13 protein-coding genes are annotated in these 16,426 nt (G+C 59.6%); 12 read left to right on the top strand and 1 reads right to left on the bottom strand.

The window, feature by feature from the left end:
• Positions 1-5 precede the first annotated feature (5 nt).
• From tssM to NA645_RS17425, 7 genes are read left to right on the top strand one after another with little or no spacing between them, the layout of a single operon-like run.
• Complete coding sequence (gene tssM / locus NA645_RS17455; RefSeq protein ID WP_256050000.1) at positions 6-3,536, top strand: type VI secretion system membrane subunit TssM; 3,531 nt, start codon at positions 6-8, stop codon at positions 3,534-3,536.
• Positions 3,536-4,273 carry a PP2C family protein-serine/threonine phosphatase gene (locus NA645_RS17450; RefSeq protein ID WP_256049999.1) on the top strand — a complete coding sequence of 246 codons (738 nt, stop codon included), beginning with the start codon at positions 3,536-3,538 and terminating at the stop codon, positions 4,271-4,273. Before tssM ends, NA645_RS17450 begins: the two co-directional genes overlap by 1 nt.
• Positions 4,270-5,256, top strand: a complete 987-nt coding sequence (locus NA645_RS17445; protein ID WP_256049998.1) for a serine/threonine-protein kinase — start codon at positions 4,270-4,272, stop codon at positions 5,254-5,256. Before NA645_RS17450 ends, NA645_RS17445 begins: the two co-directional genes overlap by 4 nt.
• A gap of 20 nt (positions 5,257-5,276) precedes the next feature.
• Positions 5,277-7,355, top strand: a complete 2,079-nt coding sequence (gene tssI / locus NA645_RS17440; RefSeq protein WP_256049997.1) for a type VI secretion system tip protein TssI/VgrG — start codon at positions 5,277-5,279, stop codon at positions 7,353-7,355.
• 8 nt (positions 7,356-7,363) lie between these two features.
• On the top strand, positions 7,364-7,843 hold the full coding sequence (locus NA645_RS17435; protein ID WP_256049996.1) for a hypothetical protein: 480 nt from the start codon (positions 7,364-7,366) through the stop codon (positions 7,841-7,843).
• A gap of 38 nt (positions 7,844-7,881) precedes the next feature.
• On the top strand, positions 7,882-10,902 hold the full coding sequence (locus tag NA645_RS17430) for a hypothetical protein (protein WP_256049995.1): 3,021 nt from the start codon (positions 7,882-7,884) through the stop codon (positions 10,900-10,902).
• On the top strand, positions 10,892-11,932 hold the full coding sequence (locus NA645_RS17425) for a tetratricopeptide repeat protein (protein ID WP_256049994.1): 1,041 nt from the start codon (positions 10,892-10,894) through the stop codon (positions 11,930-11,932). The genes NA645_RS17430 and NA645_RS17425 overlap by 11 nt, the downstream gene beginning before the upstream one ends.
• Positions 11,933-12,110: 178 nt before the next feature.
• Here the strand turns inward: NA645_RS17425 and thiO are convergent, their stop codons facing one another.
• Positions 12,111-13,211, bottom strand: coding sequence for a glycine oxidase ThiO (thiO, locus tag NA645_RS17420; RefSeq protein ID WP_256049993.1), 1,101 nt, complete (start codon positions 13,209-13,211; stop codon positions 12,111-12,113).
• A gap of 115 nt (positions 13,212-13,326) precedes the next feature.
• On the opposite strand from thiO, the gene NA645_RS17415 reads away from it, so the two are divergent.
• The 5 genes from NA645_RS17415 to NA645_RS17395 all read left to right on the top strand — a co-directional run bounded on the left by NA645_RS17415 (position 13,327) and on the right by NA645_RS17395 (position 16,393).
• On the top strand, positions 13,327-13,848 hold the full coding sequence (locus tag NA645_RS17415) for a GspH/FimT family pseudopilin (protein WP_256049992.1): 522 nt from the start codon (positions 13,327-13,329) through the stop codon (positions 13,846-13,848).
• 101 nt (positions 13,849-13,949) lie between these two features.
• The gene (locus tag NA645_RS17410; RefSeq protein ID WP_256049991.1) at positions 13,950-14,429 is read left to right on the top strand and encodes a GspH/FimT family pseudopilin; all 480 of its coding nucleotides are present in this window, start codon (positions 13,950-13,952) and stop codon (positions 14,427-14,429) included.
• Between the two features lies 1 nt (position 14,430).
• Positions 14,431-14,898 (top strand): type IV pilus modification protein PilV, encoded by a 468-nt coding sequence (gene pilV / locus NA645_RS17405; protein WP_256049990.1) that lies wholly within the window; start codon positions 14,431-14,433, stop codon positions 14,896-14,898.
• Positions 14,895-15,914: a PilW family protein gene (locus tag NA645_RS17400; RefSeq protein ID WP_256049989.1), complete on the top strand. Its 1,020-nt coding sequence runs from the start codon at positions 14,895-14,897 to the stop codon at positions 15,912-15,914. The genes pilV and NA645_RS17400 overlap by 4 nt, the downstream gene beginning before the upstream one ends.
• Positions 15,911-16,393, top strand: a complete 483-nt coding sequence (locus NA645_RS17395; RefSeq protein WP_256049988.1) for a pilus assembly PilX family protein — start codon at positions 15,911-15,913, stop codon at positions 16,391-16,393. Before NA645_RS17400 ends, NA645_RS17395 begins: the two co-directional genes overlap by 4 nt.
• Positions 16,394-16,426: the final 33 nt, after the last annotated feature.

The following is a 16,426-nucleotide window of genomic DNA, read 5'->3' as shown; positions in this document are numbered from 1 at the left end:
ATGCCATGAAGGTTTTTTTCGGCAAGCTTGCCGCGTTTTTCCGCAAGACCTGGGTATGGAGCCTATGCGTCCTGCTGGTACTGGCCCTGCTGGTGTGGTTCGTCGGACCGCTGCTGGCGGTGGACGATTACAAATTCTGGGAATCCTCGACCAGCCGCCTGCTGACCATTGCCGGTCTATGCCTGGCCTGGGGCCTGTTCATGGTCTTCGCCAGCTGGCGCAGCACCCGCCGTCAGCAGGCCGAGGCCAGTGATGACGAACTGCAGGAACGCCTGCGCCGCGAAGGTCTGGTCGGCGAAGAGCAGAGCATCCTGCGCCAACGCTATCGGGACGCCCTGCGCACTCTCAAGCGCTCAAGCCTGTACCGCGGGCGCAGCGAGAAATGGCGCAACGATCTGCCGTGGTATCTATTGCTTGGTCCGCAAGGCAGCGGCAAGACCTCGCTGCTCGATTTCTCCGGCTTGGACTTTCCGCTCAACCGCAGCGAAAACCAGCGCCTGACCAAGGATGTCTCGGGCACTCGCTACGCCGATTGGCATTTCGTCGACCACGCGGTGTTGATCGACACCGCCGGCCGTTACCTGACCCAGCCCGATGCCGCCGTCGACGGCAAGGCCTGGGACACGCTGCTCGGCCTGCTACGCCGCCGCCGTGCGCGTCCGCTCAATGGTGTGCTGGTCAACATTCCAGTCGAACAACTGTTGCAGTCGAGCGAACTGGAGCTCGAAACCCTGGCGCGTCAAAGCCGCCAGCGCCTGCACGAGATCCACCAGCGCCTGGGCGCCGATGTACCGGTCTATCTGGTCCTGAGCAAGGCGGACAAGGTGCTCGGCTTCGACGAATTCTTCGACCAGCTGTCGCGCGAAGAAAGCGATCAGGTGCTTGGCGCCAGCTTCCGCAAAGAGCAGGACGGCACCGACGTCAACGTGATCCGAGGCGAGTTCGAGGAGCTGCTGCGCCGGCTCAACAGCCAGGTGATTCTACGTATGCACCAGGAGCGCGATACCCAACGTCGCGGCCGCATTCTCGACTTTCCTCATCAGCTCGGTCAGATCGGCGAGCGCCTTTGCCTGTTCATCGAGCTGGCGTTTTCCGGCAACCGCTACCAGCGCGCCAGCCAGCTGCGCGGCTTCTACCTGACCAGCGCGCCGCAACTGCAAGGCGGGCTCGATCCGCTGACCAGCGGCATCGGCCGTAATCTCGGGCTGTCCAGCAACGCACTGCCGACTTTGCGCAGTGGCCGAGCGCGCTTCATCAATCACCTGCTCAGCCGAGTGATTTTCCCCGAGGCCGACCTGGCCGGACTGGACCAGAAGGAAGTGCGCCGTATCGACTGGGGCCAGCGCGCCCTGTATACCGCGAGCTTCGCCTGCCTGGCGCTGTTCGGCGCGCTCTGGGCCAATGGTTTCTCCGGCAATCATGAGCGGCTCGAACAGCTGCGCAGCCTGGCCGATCGGCTGGGAGACGAGCACCAGGGAATCACCGCTCAGGACGACGCGCTACGCACGCTCAAGGCATTGGACGCCAGCTATGCCGCCACCCAGGTATTCCCGGACAAGGCCGAAATGTCCTACCTGCAGCGCGGCGGGCTCTACCAGGGCGAGGACGTCGATCCGACGTTGCGTCAGGCCTATCGCCGCGAGCTGGAAAACCTGCTGCTGCCGCGCGTCGGCCGCCAGCTCGAAGCTCAGATACGTGCCAACCTCACCGATCGCGAGCGTCTGCTCGGCAGCCTACGCGCCTACCTCATGCTCAACCTGGCGCAGCGACGCGACGAAGGCTTTCTCAAGGAGTGGCTGGCAGCCGACTGGTCGCTGCGCTATGCCGGCAATGCCGTGGCGCAAAACGGTCTGAACACACATTTCGAGCGCCTTCTCGAAGAAGGCTTCGCGCCTTACGCGCTCAACGATCAGCTTGTCGCCGAGGCGCGGCAGGTGCTACGCAGCGAATCGTTGGCCAACGTGGTTTATCGCATGTTGCGCGATCAGGCCCGCAGCCTGCCCGACTACCGCTTCAGCCAGCGCCTCGGCCCCCAAGGCGCGCTGTTCAACGGCGGCGATTACGCCATCCCCGGCCTCTACACCCAGAACGGTTACCAGAAGTTCTACGTCGCTCAAGGCAGCGATCTGGTGCGCGAGATCCTTCACGACAACTGGGTGCTCGGCGAGGGCGACAGTCTGAGCCTGAAGGACCTTGGGCGCCTGATGGTGGAAATGGAACAGCTCTACTTTCGCGACTACGCCAACTACTGGGGCGAAGCCGTAGCACAGCTGTCGCTGGAGCCGATTGCTGGCGCCGGCCAGGGTGCCGTACTACTAAGCGGGCTGAGCGCCGCCAACTCGCCGCTGCTGCAATTGCTGGTCGAAGTGCGCGACAACACCCGCTTTGCCGGCGCAGCGGACGCCGCAGGTGATGCTGCAGATGCGCTCAAGGATGCCGATGGCGAACTGAGCAAGGCTGCCAAACTGGCCTCGGCCGCCGCAGAACAAACCCAGGCCGCACTGGCCAAGAATCTGCCGGACACCGCGCGCAAGATGCTAGAGCGTCGATTCGAACCGCTGCATCGCCTGCTCGACGAACAGGCGGGCGCCAGCGCCGAGCTGATCCCGACGCTGCAGGCGCTCGACGCGTTGCAGCTGCAACTGGGGAGCCTGGCCCACGCCAGCGCGCCGGATCAGGCCGCGTTCGAGCTGGCCAAGGCGCGTATGGGCGGACAGCGCGACGTGATCAACCAGTTGCGCACCAGCGCGGCCCGTCTGCCGCACCCCATCGGCAACTGGCTCGGTCTGCTCGCCGAGGACAGCTGGACGTTAGTCTTGAACGACGCCTATCACTACCTCAATCGGCGCTACCAGGGCGAACTGTATGCGTTCTACAAAACGTCGCTGCGTCAGCGCTATCCGTTCAGCGCTCACAGTGAAAGCGACGTCGCGATCGCTGATTTTCGTGAATTCTTCAAGGCACAAGGCGTTGCCGACGGCTTTTTCGATCGCTACCTCAAACCTTTCGTCAGCGGCAGCGCCGGCCAGTACCAGCTGCGCCGCGTTGATGGTCGTGGCCTGCCGCTGTCGCGCGAATTCTTGGCGCAGATGGGGCATGCACAGACCATCCGCCGCAGCTTTTTCGCGGAGAGCCCGAACGAGCCACAGATCCGCTTCAAGCTAGAGCCTTATTCGCTGGACTCGAGCCTGGGTCGCGCCGACTTCCGCTTTGGCAATCAGCAGATGGAATACCGCCATGGGCCGATCGTGCAGACCGCTTTCAGCTGGCCGGCTACCGCAGACGATGGCCGCACCAGCCTGGTGGTCGAGGAGCTCGGTGGACGCCGCGTCGGTATCGAGAAAAACACAGGCCCCTGGTCGCTGTTCCGCCTGCTGGATCTGATGCAGGTCGACTACCACAGCGGGCGTGATGTATTGATGCTCAAGGCCAACCTCGGCGGGCGCCACGCCAACTACCTGTTGCATAGCCAGCGCTCGCCGAACCCGTTCGACATCGCCCTGCTGCGTGACTTCAAGCTGCCGGCGACCCTGTGATGACCGGGACGCCGAGTCAGGTCTACAGCTGGCGAAGCGCGGCGCGGACCGATAAGGGCAAGGTCCGCGCACGCAACGAAGACGCTTTTCTCGACCTCCCCGAGCAAGGACTCTGGGTCGTCGCGGACGGAATGGGTGGCCACCAAAACGGCGCCTTGGCCAGCCGCCTGATCGTCGAGCAGCTGGCCGAGCTGCCCGAAGGCAGTCTGGCCGAGCGTTTGCTCAGCCTGCGCCGCTGTCTGCACGAACTCAATCGCCGCCTCGGACAGGAGCTGACCGTCACCGCCGAACGTCCCGACCCAGTCATCGGCAGTACCGTGGTCGCCCTGCTGATGGAAGGCGAACGCGCCGCTTGCGTCTGGGCCGGGGACAGCCGCTGCTACCTCTTGCGCAGCAGCCGTCTGTATCAGCTTTCGCGCGACCATTCGCTGCTGCGGCAACTCATCGACGAGCAGAACCTCAGCCCGCAGGAGGCCGCACGCCACCCCGCAGCGCACGCGCTCACCCGTGCCGTTGGCGCCAGCGAGCAATTGGAGCTGGATATCCTCGAGTTCGACGTCCACCCCGGCGACACTCTGCTTCTGTGCAGCGACGGGCTCTACCAGAGTTTGTCGCCGGATGCCCTGAGCGCGGCGCTGAACTCGCCGTCGCCTGGACTTGCGCTACAGCGCCTGTTCGACCAGGCCATGGACGGTCCGGCGCGGGACAATCTCAGCGCCGTGGTGGTGCGTCGATGAACCAACCTTTTTGCGCCGAACCGGCCTCGGATCTGACTTATTTCGCTTTCGCCGCTACTGCTGCGCCGGGGCAGGCACCAACGCCTGCAACCGTTACAACCGGGGAGCTGCCTCAGGTGCTTGGCGGGCGTTACCGGATCGAACGATTGCTCGGGGTCGGTGGCATGGGCGCGGTCTACCGGGCGCGGGATCTATTGCGCGAGCAATTCGGCGATCCGGAACCCTACGTCGCGCTGAAGACCCTGAGCGACGATTTCGCCGAATACCCCGACGCCCATGCGCTGCTTTATACCGAATTCGCACTAACTGCCCGGCTGAGTCATCGCCACGTCGTGCGCCTGTTCGGCTTCGACGTGGACACCGCCAGCCAGCGTGCCTTCATCACCCTCGAATTGCTCAAGGGCCCGACGCTCGACCAGCTGCTCGGCGAGCACCCCGAAGGGCTCGCCTGGAATGAGTTGCGCGAGATCGCCCTGCCGCTGCTCGAAGCGCTCGCGTATTCACATAGCCGCGGCGTCATTCACGGAGACCTCAAACCGAGCAATGTGATACTCGCAGAGGACGGATTACGCCTGTTCGATTACGGGCTCGGCCAGCCACTCGAGGGCGTACTCAAAAATCTACCGCGCCTCTCGCGCAACCGTTTCAAGGCGTGGACGACGCGCTATGCAGCTCCTGAACTGCTGGACGGCGACGAGCCATCTGAAGCCAGCGATATCTACGCGCTCGGTTGCCTATTGTTCGAATTAGCGAGCGGCAAACACCCGTTCCGCCGCTTGAGCGCCAAGCAGGCCAAAGCGATGGCGCTGGAAAAAGAGCTGCGCTGCCCGCCGAAGCTGCCTACTCATGTTTGGCACTCGTTGCTTAGGACACTCGCTTTCGATGTAGACGAGCGAACGAGTAGCGTGACCCAGCTACTGGATATCTTCCGCCGCCCCGCACCCAGCCGGATGCAGCGCTGGTTCGGGCGCACCCATGGATGACACAAGGACAAGGAAGCGCGATGTTCAACGCGGCTAATGACACCCATTTCAGTATCACCATCGAAGGCATCGAGCACGATCTGAAAGTGCTCGCGTTCACCGGTCGCGAGGCCATCAGCCAACCCTATCGCTTCGACCTGGAGCTGGTCAGCGAGCGCCCCGATCTCGACTTGCACAGCCTGCTTCACCAGCCGGCTTTTCTCGCCCTCTCGCCATCGGGCAACGGCATCCATGGGCTGATCCACCGCGTCGCCCAGGGCGAGTCCGGCAAGCGCCTGACCCGCTACCGGCTGGCCATCGTCCCGCAACTCGCCTATCTGGCCCACCGCACCGATCAGCGCATCTTCCAGCATCTGACTGTGCCGCAGATCGTCGCCCAGGTGCTCGAAGGTCACAGCATCCAGGCCAACGCCTATCGCTTTCAACTCGGTCCGACGGTCTATCCCGAGCGCGACTATTGCACGCAGTACGACGAAACCGACCTGCACTTCATCCAGCGCCTGTGCGAGGAAGAAGGCATTCACTACCACTTCGAACATACCTCAGACGGCCACGTCCTGGTGTTCGGCGATGACCAGACCAGCTTTCCCAGACTCGGCCAACCCACGGCCTATCTTCAGAACAGCGGCCTGGTCGCCGACGAACCGGTGATCAAAGGCTTCTCCGTACGTCTGCAAACCCGCACCAACGGCGTCAGCCGGCGCGACTATGATTTCGAACAACCGCGCCTGTTGATGGAAGCCGCTCATAACGGCCCATCCGGACAGCCGACAACGGCGCAGCCGAACCTGGAGGACTACGACTACCCCGGCCGTTTCACCGACCGCACACGCGGCAAACACCTGTCCCTGCGCGCCTTGGAGCGCCATCGCGCCGATTACCGCTTGGCCGAAGGCAACAGCGACCAGCACAAGCTGGTCAGCGGTCATCTGCTGGAAATCTCCGACCACCCGCGCCAGGAATGGAACGATCTCTGGCTGGTCACCGAGGTGATCCACGAAGGCAAGCAGCCACAGGTGCTGGAAGAGTCGATCACTAGTTCCACCCTCCGGGGAGAGGGTTGGGGTGAGGGGCTGGATCGAGCAGACAACACATTCACCCAGGGCTACCGCAACCACTTCACCGCCACTCCCTGGAACATCCCTTATCGCCCGGCATTGCATCACCCCAAACCTAGGGTTCTCGGAAGTCAGACCGCCGTCGTCACGGGCCCCACCGGCGAGGAAATCCACTGCGACGAACACGGTCGCGTAAAGGTCCAGTTTCACTGGGATCGCATCGGTACCGCCGACGACAAGACCAGCTGCTGGCTGCGCGTTTCCAGCAGCTGGGCGGGTGATCGTTACGGCGGCATCGCCATCCCGCGCGTCGGCATGGAAGTGTTGATTACCTTTCTCGAAGGCGACCCCGATCAGCCTCTCGTCAGTGGTTGCCTCTACCACGCAGAACACCAGACGCCCTATGACCTGCCGGCGAACAAGACCCGCACAGTATTCAAGACCCTGACTTCACCGGGCGGCGGCGGTTACAACGAGCTGCGCATCGAGGACCACAAGGGCGCCGAGCAGATCTACATGCATGCTCAGCGCAACTGGGACCAGAACATCGAGCACGATCAGAAGATCCGCGTCGGGCACGAACGCCATGACACCGTCGAGGCCAATAGCTACAGCGAGTTCAAAGCCGAAGAACACTTGACCGTCGTCGACGACCGCAAGGTGGAAGTCAGCCCGGACGATCACTTGAGCGTGGGCCAAACCCAGCACATCGAACTCGGCACCGCCCAACTGACCAAGGCCGGCCGCGAAATTCACCTTAAGGCTGGCCAGAAGATGGTCATCGAAGCCGGCATCGAACTGACCCTCACTGCCGGCGGCAGCTTCATCAAGCTCGATCCAGGCGGCATCACAGTCAGCGGCCCCATGACCAAGATCAACGCAGGCGGAGCGCCGGGCAAGGGTTCGGGAATCGGTGTCAAGCTGCCGGTGCTGCCGGGCACAGCGGACAAGGACAAGGCGGGAAATCAGCTGGAGCAGGCGCCATCTGGCCTGATCAAACCCAAAAAGAAAGTCAAAAGAACCATGAATTTTTCAGGCTGAGTCGAACCATGAACGTCATGACAAAGAAGCAAGCAACCATGGGCCGTCACCTCGTCGCCCAGGCACTCTTATTCATCCTGTCCTGTGGGTATCTGACTGGCTGCGCGGCCGCCGAACTGGAGTCCATCACCTACCAGGAAGCCGTCACCCAATATCAGGAGGGCGGCGGCATCGAGAATTACCGCTGCGCACTGGTGCCGGCCGATGAGCAGTACCAGGCCCTGGATGACGCCCAGCCGATCGCCGTTGAACTCGATGACGTGCTCTTCGTCAAGATCGCCGGCACCGTCCATGAACTGCAACAGACCGACATCGACGCGACCCGTACGGCCTACGCCTACGAGGGAATGAGCGCCACGCTCACCACGGTCAGCCAGTTCAATCATTCGGAGTACAACGAATCGGATGACCGCCACGTCGACCTCACCTTCGAATCAGCCGGCAAGACGGACACCTACAAGACCTTCGGAGCGGCCTGCGGCCTCTGAGCGTTGAGTACGATTACAACCTTTTCACAGGACAAGTCATGACAGGGCGTCGCTTCAAAATCGTTGAAAGTGTTGGCAGCCGCATCGAAGACGTAAACCGCTACGAGGACCTGGCCAAGCACCACCCCTCAGCCGGCCGTGAACCCAACAGGGACTACGAAACCATCAGTGGCGAGCTCGAGGAGGTGCGCCATGTCGGCGGTCGCACGCTCATCAAGAAGGATTTTGTGCTGCTGGTGGACGGCAGCAACCGCTCCATCCCGGTCCCCAGTCCGCTGGCAGGCTATGCCAAGACCAGCCGCGCCTACGGAACGCTGAAGATTTATGACGCCCCCACCAACGGCCAACTGATCGGGCAGATCCTGCACCTCCACCCCACCTTCAAGGTCAACGACGGGGACGCCATCACCTACGGCCAGCACATCGGCCTGCAGGCCGGCACGGACCGGGCGGGTGCACAGAGCTACGCCATCCACGTTCACGCCGAACTTGAGGAAGGCGATTTCAGACGATACATCGCGGACATGGTGAACGGCACCCTGAACCCGGACGATGCAAAGCCAGACGTTGCCGAGAACGGTAAAAGCGCTGCCAAGGGTGACTGGTGCTATCCGTACACGCCGTCTGCGGGTCACTCACTTCAGCACCTGACCGCCCTGAGCAAGGCCAAGGCCGGGTTCTACCCCATCGGCGGAAACGGCCTGTGGCATGGCGGCATTCACCTGGACAAGGGCACCTCCGAAGCCTTCGACCAGAGCCGTATCAACTGCATGACCCACGGCGAAGTGGTCGCTTACCGGATTGATGAGGAATACCCCGTCAGCACCTATGCAGGCAGACCACCGTTTCAGATACGGGCACCGTTTTCTACCGGTTTCGTCCTGGTCAGGCATAGGCTCCAGGCCAAGGCACCTGCCACCGCTGACGAGTCGAAACCCAAGCCGCCCGCGCTGACGATTTACAGCCTGTACATGCACCTCAAGTGCTGGAAAGACTACCGCCAGGACGAAAAACTGGAGCGTCCGGCGTTCTGGGGATCCGGCGTCTATACCGTCAACACCCGCAGCAGCGAACTCAACGTACGCGCCGATGCTCAAAGCGATGCCTCGATTGTGGGCAAGCTGAGCAAAGGCGCCCATATCCGCGCCTCGGGTGAAGGGGCGTTCCTCAAGCTCGAGCAGGTAATCAGTGGCAACAATGAATCGGCGTTGACACCCGGGGACGACGGGAGCCTTCCCGGCTATGTTTCCTCGTCCTTCCTGACGGCTCAATCGCAACCCAAGACCATGGGCACCGTGGTGCTGCTGGATCCGCCCCTGCCGATCAAGGCGGGCGACCTGATCGGGCATGTAGGGAAGTACCAGAACCAGAGCGACGGCTCGCCCCAGGACCTACTGCACCTGGAGGTCTTCAGCTGTGAAGACGTGCCGACGTCCATCAGCGAAAGCCGTACCTGGGCGCAGCACCTGCCGGAGGAGGAAAAGACCCTGCTCAAGGTCCACGCCGGCGCCAGCAAACTGATCCCCCATCGTGATGACATCAAGGCCGGAAATCCGCCGAAACTGACCGACGACGGAGCCGAGATAGGCGTTGACCTGATCCTGCCGCAGAGCCTGCTGGATGCGTTACCCGCCGAGGCCAAGATCAATATCCCCACCAGCAACACGGCAACCGGCTGCTCGCCCGAGACCAACTGGTGGCGCCTCGATGGCCTGCTGGCCGACAAGGATGGCCAACCCATCAACGGCTGGCTGGCAGAGCAGGAGCTCATCACCACCCGTCACAGCCCGTGGGAATGGGAAGGCTTCGATTTTCTTGAGGATACCGATACCCCCAGCGCGGGGCTGGCCTACTACCTCAACGCCGCTCGCCGCTTGTCCGACGATGAGAAGGCCAGCTACCAGGGCGCGATCGACCAGTCCGACAACGGCCCTGTGCGTAGCCGTCTCTACGACATCATCGATACCAACCGCGACGGTAAGATGACTTCGGAAGAGATCCAGGCGGCGCTAGAAAAGCCCTGGCACGCTCAATCCATCTCCCAGCTCGTCACGCGGCATGAAAGCGAGTGGTTCTGGGATGCGTCGCGCTGGGACGAGCTCGACGAGCTGATGGGCCACAGTCCCGATGATCCCAATCAGGATTGGGTCGAAGAGAAGAACCGCATCAAGGCCCTGAACTGGTGGGGCGATGTCGCCGGCAGCCTAAAGCTGGATGCATCGGGCAAGGCCTGGCACTTCCAGCCGATCAACCTGGTGATGATGCAGAACCTTTCGCCCGCCCCGGCTTCCGAGCTGATCAGCGCCGAAAACATGAAGAAGATCTTCCCGTCCTCGCAAGAGGCCGTACGAGAAGAAGTCCGGACGCTGTTCAACAAATATGCCGGGCAGTTCGAAGTCAACACGCCAGAGCGGATGTCTCAGTTCTTTGCCCAAGTGAAAGCCGAAGTGGGCGACGCTCTCGTGGGCAAGGAAGAAGACCTGTGGTACTCGACGACAGCGCTTCGCAACCTGTTTGGTAGGTACTTCAGCCAATACCCACAGGAGGCGGATGAGCTGGGGTACAAACGCATATCCATGCAGCAATATAAGGCCCTGCCCGCCAGCGCGAAGAGCGGCTACAGGATCATCAAGAATTACGCCTACTCGCAGCTGCCGCAGGAAGACGAAATCGCCAAGCGCATCTACTGCTGTAGCGTGCCCGGACAGAACTTCCATCTGACCCCTGGAGGCTGCGCGGAAGGGCTGTCCTACAAGGGCAAGGGCTTCATCCAGCTCACCTGGAAAGAGAACTACAAGGCGGTCGAGCGCCTGCTGAAAGCTAAAATTCCGAACGAGAACATTAATATCGTCGCCAACCCGAATCAGGTGCTGGAAACCAAATACGGCCTTCTGACCGCCTTGGGCTTCTGGGAGTGGCAAAGCCTGGGCGGGAAGTCGGGCAACAGCACAACCCATACGGATGAGATCACTAAGGTCGTGAACCTGCACACGAAGAGCTACGCAAAGCGCAGAGAGAACTTCGAATTCATCTACGGGATTCTGAAAAATGCACAGTAAATTCACCGCTTTGCGCTTTTTGCTGACCTCGGCCCTGGTGCTGGCCGGTGCTGTAGCGACGGCGGAAACGATACGGCATGAAGGCTTGTCCTCGCTTCAGGAGCTGCGCATCGCAGACGGTGACGACGGAGGTGCTCAGCGCCTGCAGATCACCAACCGCACGGGCGCTACAGTGCTCGATACGGACAAGGTGCTGCCGCGCATCGAGAACGCCTATTTCCCTCAGAGCTACGATGGCTATATCGCCAACCTGATCTCTGAACGGCAGGGAAAGCTGGCGGTGACCGATCTGCAGGGTGAGCGCCATACCCTGCTTTCGCCCGCGGCCCAGGCGGGGGATTACCTGGTGCTCATCACTCGAGAAGAGGGAAATGGTGCTTATAATTTCAACCTGAAGTTCAGATATGACGGCGCCGCGAAGTCGTTCGACCTGACGCAGATCCTGTTGAATGAAAACAACACCGAGTGTGACCAGTCCCTGCTGAGCACCCATGCAATCGACAGCAGCGCCCTCGCCTTCACGTCGATCGCCGATTTCGACGGTGCCCGCGCCTTCGGCGCCCTGAAGGACTTGCGCTTTGCGCACCAGACCTCGGGGCTGGCGGCGGAAAAGCTAATGCCGGAGATGGCGTCCAGCAATTTCGACGCCGCTCTGAAGAACTACAAAGCGGGTAACGACGAAAAACTGAAGACCCTCGTCAGCTACTTCATGGCAGGGGATGAGGATGGCGCATGCGATCCTGAGAACTACATCGTCGAAAAATACTACTTCCCGCAACAGGTCGGCTGGTCAAACGATCTCGGCTTTCTGTTCGAGCAGGCGGGCTATTTTCCGGAGGCCGCCGAACTCCTGAAACACATTACCCTGAAACACCCGGACAGAGCCGTTGCCTACCTGAACCTAGCGGACGCGTATTGGGCACTGGGCAAGCGAGCTCAGGCCCAGAAAGCCTATAACCAGTATTACCAGAGAATGGCCGCCACCCAAAAGCAATCCAAAATTCCGCATCGAGTCATTTCGAGAAAGTGATGCGGGGTATGAAGTCAGCGCTTCTCTCTTGCTGATGCTGTCTAGCTCCCCCGCCGTCTTAAACATCCGCTGTTCCACCAACCGACCATCTTCTAGTAAATAGGGTGGATAACGCTCCGCTTATCCACCAGTCAGGCAAGAAGGACAACCGCATTGTGTTCCGTCCCCATTTACAAAATCAGAACCGACCGGCAGGCGCATACGGCTCTGGATCGATAGCAGGAGTGCGCTCAAGCATCAGATCCGTTAGCAACTGGCACGAAGCGGGCGCCAGTACCAAACCGTTACGGAAGTGTCCGCAATTGAGCCAAAGCCCGTCGTGTCCCGGCACCGGCCCGATGTAGGGAATGCCTTCAGGCGAGGCGGGACGCAACCCTGCCCAGTGTTTGATTACTTCGGCATCAGCCAAGGCGGGAAGTAGGTCGATTGCCGTCGCTCTAAGACTTTCGAGGGCATCGCCGGTGGGCGTCTTGTCAAAACCGACGTCCTCAAGAGTACTGCCAACCAGGATATGTCCATCACGACGAGGGATAGCATAGCGCCGCTTGGCCAAGACAATACTCGGCAGAAAATCGTCGGCGCACTTGAACAGGATCATCTGTCCTTTCATCGGCTTGACCGGTAATTCCAGCCCCAGCGTGGCGAGCAAATCACCACTCCATGCCCCTGCCGCAACGACGACCCGATCCCCATGCATCTCGCCCCGCGCCGTCTCGACGCCAACCACCCGCTCGCCGTCACGAACGAAACCGGTAACCGGGCAATGCTCGATCACCTGGACTTTCGGCAGCCTGGAGAGCGCCACCCGCAGAGCGTCCAAAAGACGCGGGTTGCGCACATTGGCGACATTCGGCATGAACACCGCGCGTGAGAAGCCCGTTCCCAACGATGGGACGGAGGTACGAACCTGCTCCATCGGTACTCGATGCAGCGGACGCCCCTGGCGCTCGGCCCAGCCCAGCGCCTTGTCTTCGTCTTCGTCCTCAAGATCCAGCCAGTAGAGTCCGGTCTCGTACACTTCAGGATCAATTCCGGTCTGCTCGTATAAATTCTTGCCAAGCTGCGGATAAAAATCCTGCGACCAATGGGCCAGAGCCGTAACCCCCGGGCTGTAACGCCATGGATAAAGCGGAGAAACGATACCGCCACCGGCCCAGGAGGCTTCGGTGCCTGTCGCGCTCGATTCGAGCAAAATCACGTTCTGCCCTGCATTCGCCAGCAGGAAGGTCGAAAGGAGGCCTATAACTCCGCCGCCCACAACTATTGATACGTCGCCCACACTTATCTCCAAAGGATCAGCAAAATCACGCCCATGCCTTGACTTTGAGCCACACGAAGTTAAAACAGGGCCCCGGCCAGGAAGGCCGAATCATACGTGCAAAAGGAAGCGCACCATGAACCCCTGTTCTCAAAGGGCATTTACGCTCATCGAGCTACTTACCACCATTGCGATCCTCAGTGTCCTGCTGGGCATCGCCGTTCCCAGCTTCGCCTCCCTGATCGAGCGTAATCAGCAAACAGCCGCCACCCACGATTTACTCGCCGCGCTCAATCATGCTCGCGGATTGGCAATTACTCGCCGCGAACTCGTCAGTCTTTGCGCAGGCATTAATGACTGCAACGCGTCGGCCAATTGGGAGCAGAGCATTCTCATATTCAGCGACCCGAATCAAAACGGCCAATTCGACGCTGGGGAGCACCTTCATCGTGTCGTGACACTACCAGACCGCTACCGCTGGAACTGGAACAACTTCCGTAGCAGGACATTCATGACATTCAAGGCTAACGGCATGACGGATAGTCTGAACGGCACCTACACCCTCTGCAGCGGCAACGAAGCCATACAACAGCTTGTGATGAACATCACAGGGCGTCTGAGAACCGAATCACCGGAAAATCATAACGCCTGTAACTAGCGAACCGCATGTCCTCACAATGCGACCGGGCGTCCCTTGGCATTCGAGCCCCTCGAGCGAAGCTGGGATGATTCACTCGTCAAAACGCCAGAAGAGCGCACATGCAAATTAATCGTGGTTTCACCCTGATTGAGCTGATGGTCACTATCGCCGTACTGGCAATAGTCATCGTCATTGCGGCTCCGTCCTTTACATCCGTCCTCCAGAGCAATCGCACCACAGCGCTGCACCATGAAATCCTTGGTGCCTTACAGCTCGCCAGGTCCGAAGCCGTAAAGCGCCGCACCGAGGTGATCGTCTGCCGATCGGACGATCGGGAAGACTGTGCCAATGGAGCCGACTGGACGGTGGGCTGGATCGTAAAAGATGTAACCAGCGACGACGTGGTAAAGGTTTGGGACTCCGTTACAGGAATGGCATTGACCGGGCCGATTACCGGAGCGGTGTTTCGCAGCAACGGCATGGCAAATGCAGTCACCAATTTCACCACGACCACATCAAGCTGCACTAGCGGAGCCAAATATACGATTGAGATTTCGCGGTCCGGAAACGCGACCGCCGCCAAGACAGGATGTCCATAAGATGCCAATACCTAACCATCCCTTCCGCAAAGAAACCGGGGCAACCCTTATCGAGGTACTGGTTGCAATGGTGGTCCTTGCCATCGGCCTTTTAGGTCTGGCCGGCCTCCAGGCTACCAGCATCCAGAGCAATCACAGCGCCTATTACCGATCACAGGCGACATTGCTTGCCGGCGACCTGGCCGACCGTATGCGGGCCAACCGCACCGAGGCGCTAACAGATGCCTATCTGATCGACTTTCCTACCTCCTCAACGGAAAACAGCGTTAGCGGTACATCTGCACAAAAGGATGTCGCCGAATGGTTAAACCAACTGGCCCTGAGCCTGCCCGACGGCACCGGAAAAGTGGAGAAGAATGGCACTTTGGTCACTATATCCATTCGCTGGAACGATACTCGCGGCCAAATCAAAGCTAGTGACGATAACAACACCCACGACGAAACCTTCGCTTATCGGACCGAAATATGATGTTCATGTCATTCCAACGGCAACGCGGGCTTTCGCTTGTCGAGTTGATGGTCGCCATGGCTTTGAGCTTGCTGCTCATGCTGGGCGTCATACAAATATTTCTGAGTAGCAAACAGACCTATAGCACCAATAGCGCCTTATCCCGCGTGCAGGAAAACGGTCGCTTTGCAATGGAATTTCTGATTTCCGATATCCGCAACACAGGCTACAAAGGACAGTGTTTGGGTGAACCCCGCAACCATTTAAATACTACTGACGAGCTATTTACACTCAAAAATCCTATTGAAGGCTGGGAAGGAAAAGGCTCTAGTGATGAGCAACATGCCCACCTAGACGGCAAGGGGCGCCTTGCGAAAACCGATTCAATATTCATAAAGTTCGCCGGTGGCGAAGAAAACTTCCATGGCGGCTCTGGAAATCAAACTCACACCCCTCAGCTAGGCATTGACAAAGCAACCGGTATAACGGCCGGCAACATCATCTTGGTATCCGATGCTCTAGGCTGCGATCTATTCCAAAGCGCTAACAACGCCGAGTCAAAAAATCTTCAAAAAAGCGGTTCGAACGTAACCCCAGGCAACAAGAGTCAAGATTGGAGCCACAAATACACCAGCGAAATGGAGGTTCTTACTCTCCAGAACAGCTTTTACTACATTCGTGAACATGCTGACCGTCTCCCTTCTCTGGTACGCAATCGCCTTAAAGCCAACGCCTCCAACGCGCAATACGCAGACGAAGAACTTGTTGAGGGCGTACAGGACATGCAGATCACGTATGGCATCACCAGTGGCCCAAGCAGACAAGTCACCGAATACAAGAGCGCTGACGAAATCACCACCACCGAGTGGGAAAGTGTCGCATCAGTTCGCATCGAACTATTAGTGGTTAGCTCGGACACAAATGTCACTCAGGAACAGCAAACCATCCATTTTGATGGCGAGGATGTCGCTATAGCAGAACGTCGACTCGCCCAAGTGTTCACCTCCACTATAGGCATCAGGAATCGCCTGCCATGACCTCTAACTTTTCCATACCGCAAGCAGAGCGCGGCGCAGTTCTTATCGTCGCACTGATCATGCTGTTATTACTTACTATTATTGGCCTAAGCAGCATGCGTGGCACGTCGCTGCAAGAAAACATGGCTGGCAATATGCGCGACAGCAACCTCGCACTACAAGCATCAGAAGCCGCTCTCCGCAAAGGCGAAGAACAAGTTGCTGCACACTTTATAGCAGGCACACTCAGCAGCTTGAAAGATAGCTCCGCTGACACCACCCCTGTCAGCTATACGAACTTTCCAAACACAAAAAAAGACCCTGAATACAGAATCATTTTACTGGCAAATATCAGAACCAGCACCGAGGCGGGCGCGCCCATCGAGGATGAAGGTGCACTGGTACGCGTCGAGTCCGATGGCTTCGGAATCAACACAAATAGCGATGACAAGCCCAGCTCTAAAGTCCAACTCCGCTCCACCTTTCTAGTTGAGCAGTAAGCCTTATTGCATGATCATCCTTTTTTGGGAGTG

This window comes from Stutzerimonas stutzeri (assembly GCF_024448955.1).
Taxonomy (GTDB): domain Bacteria; phylum Pseudomonadota; class Gammaproteobacteria; order Pseudomonadales; family Pseudomonadaceae; genus Stutzerimonas; species Stutzerimonas stutzeri_AQ.
The sequence above is the reverse complement of the archived record's forward strand: the minus strand, read 5'-3'. Positions and strand labels throughout refer to the sequence as shown.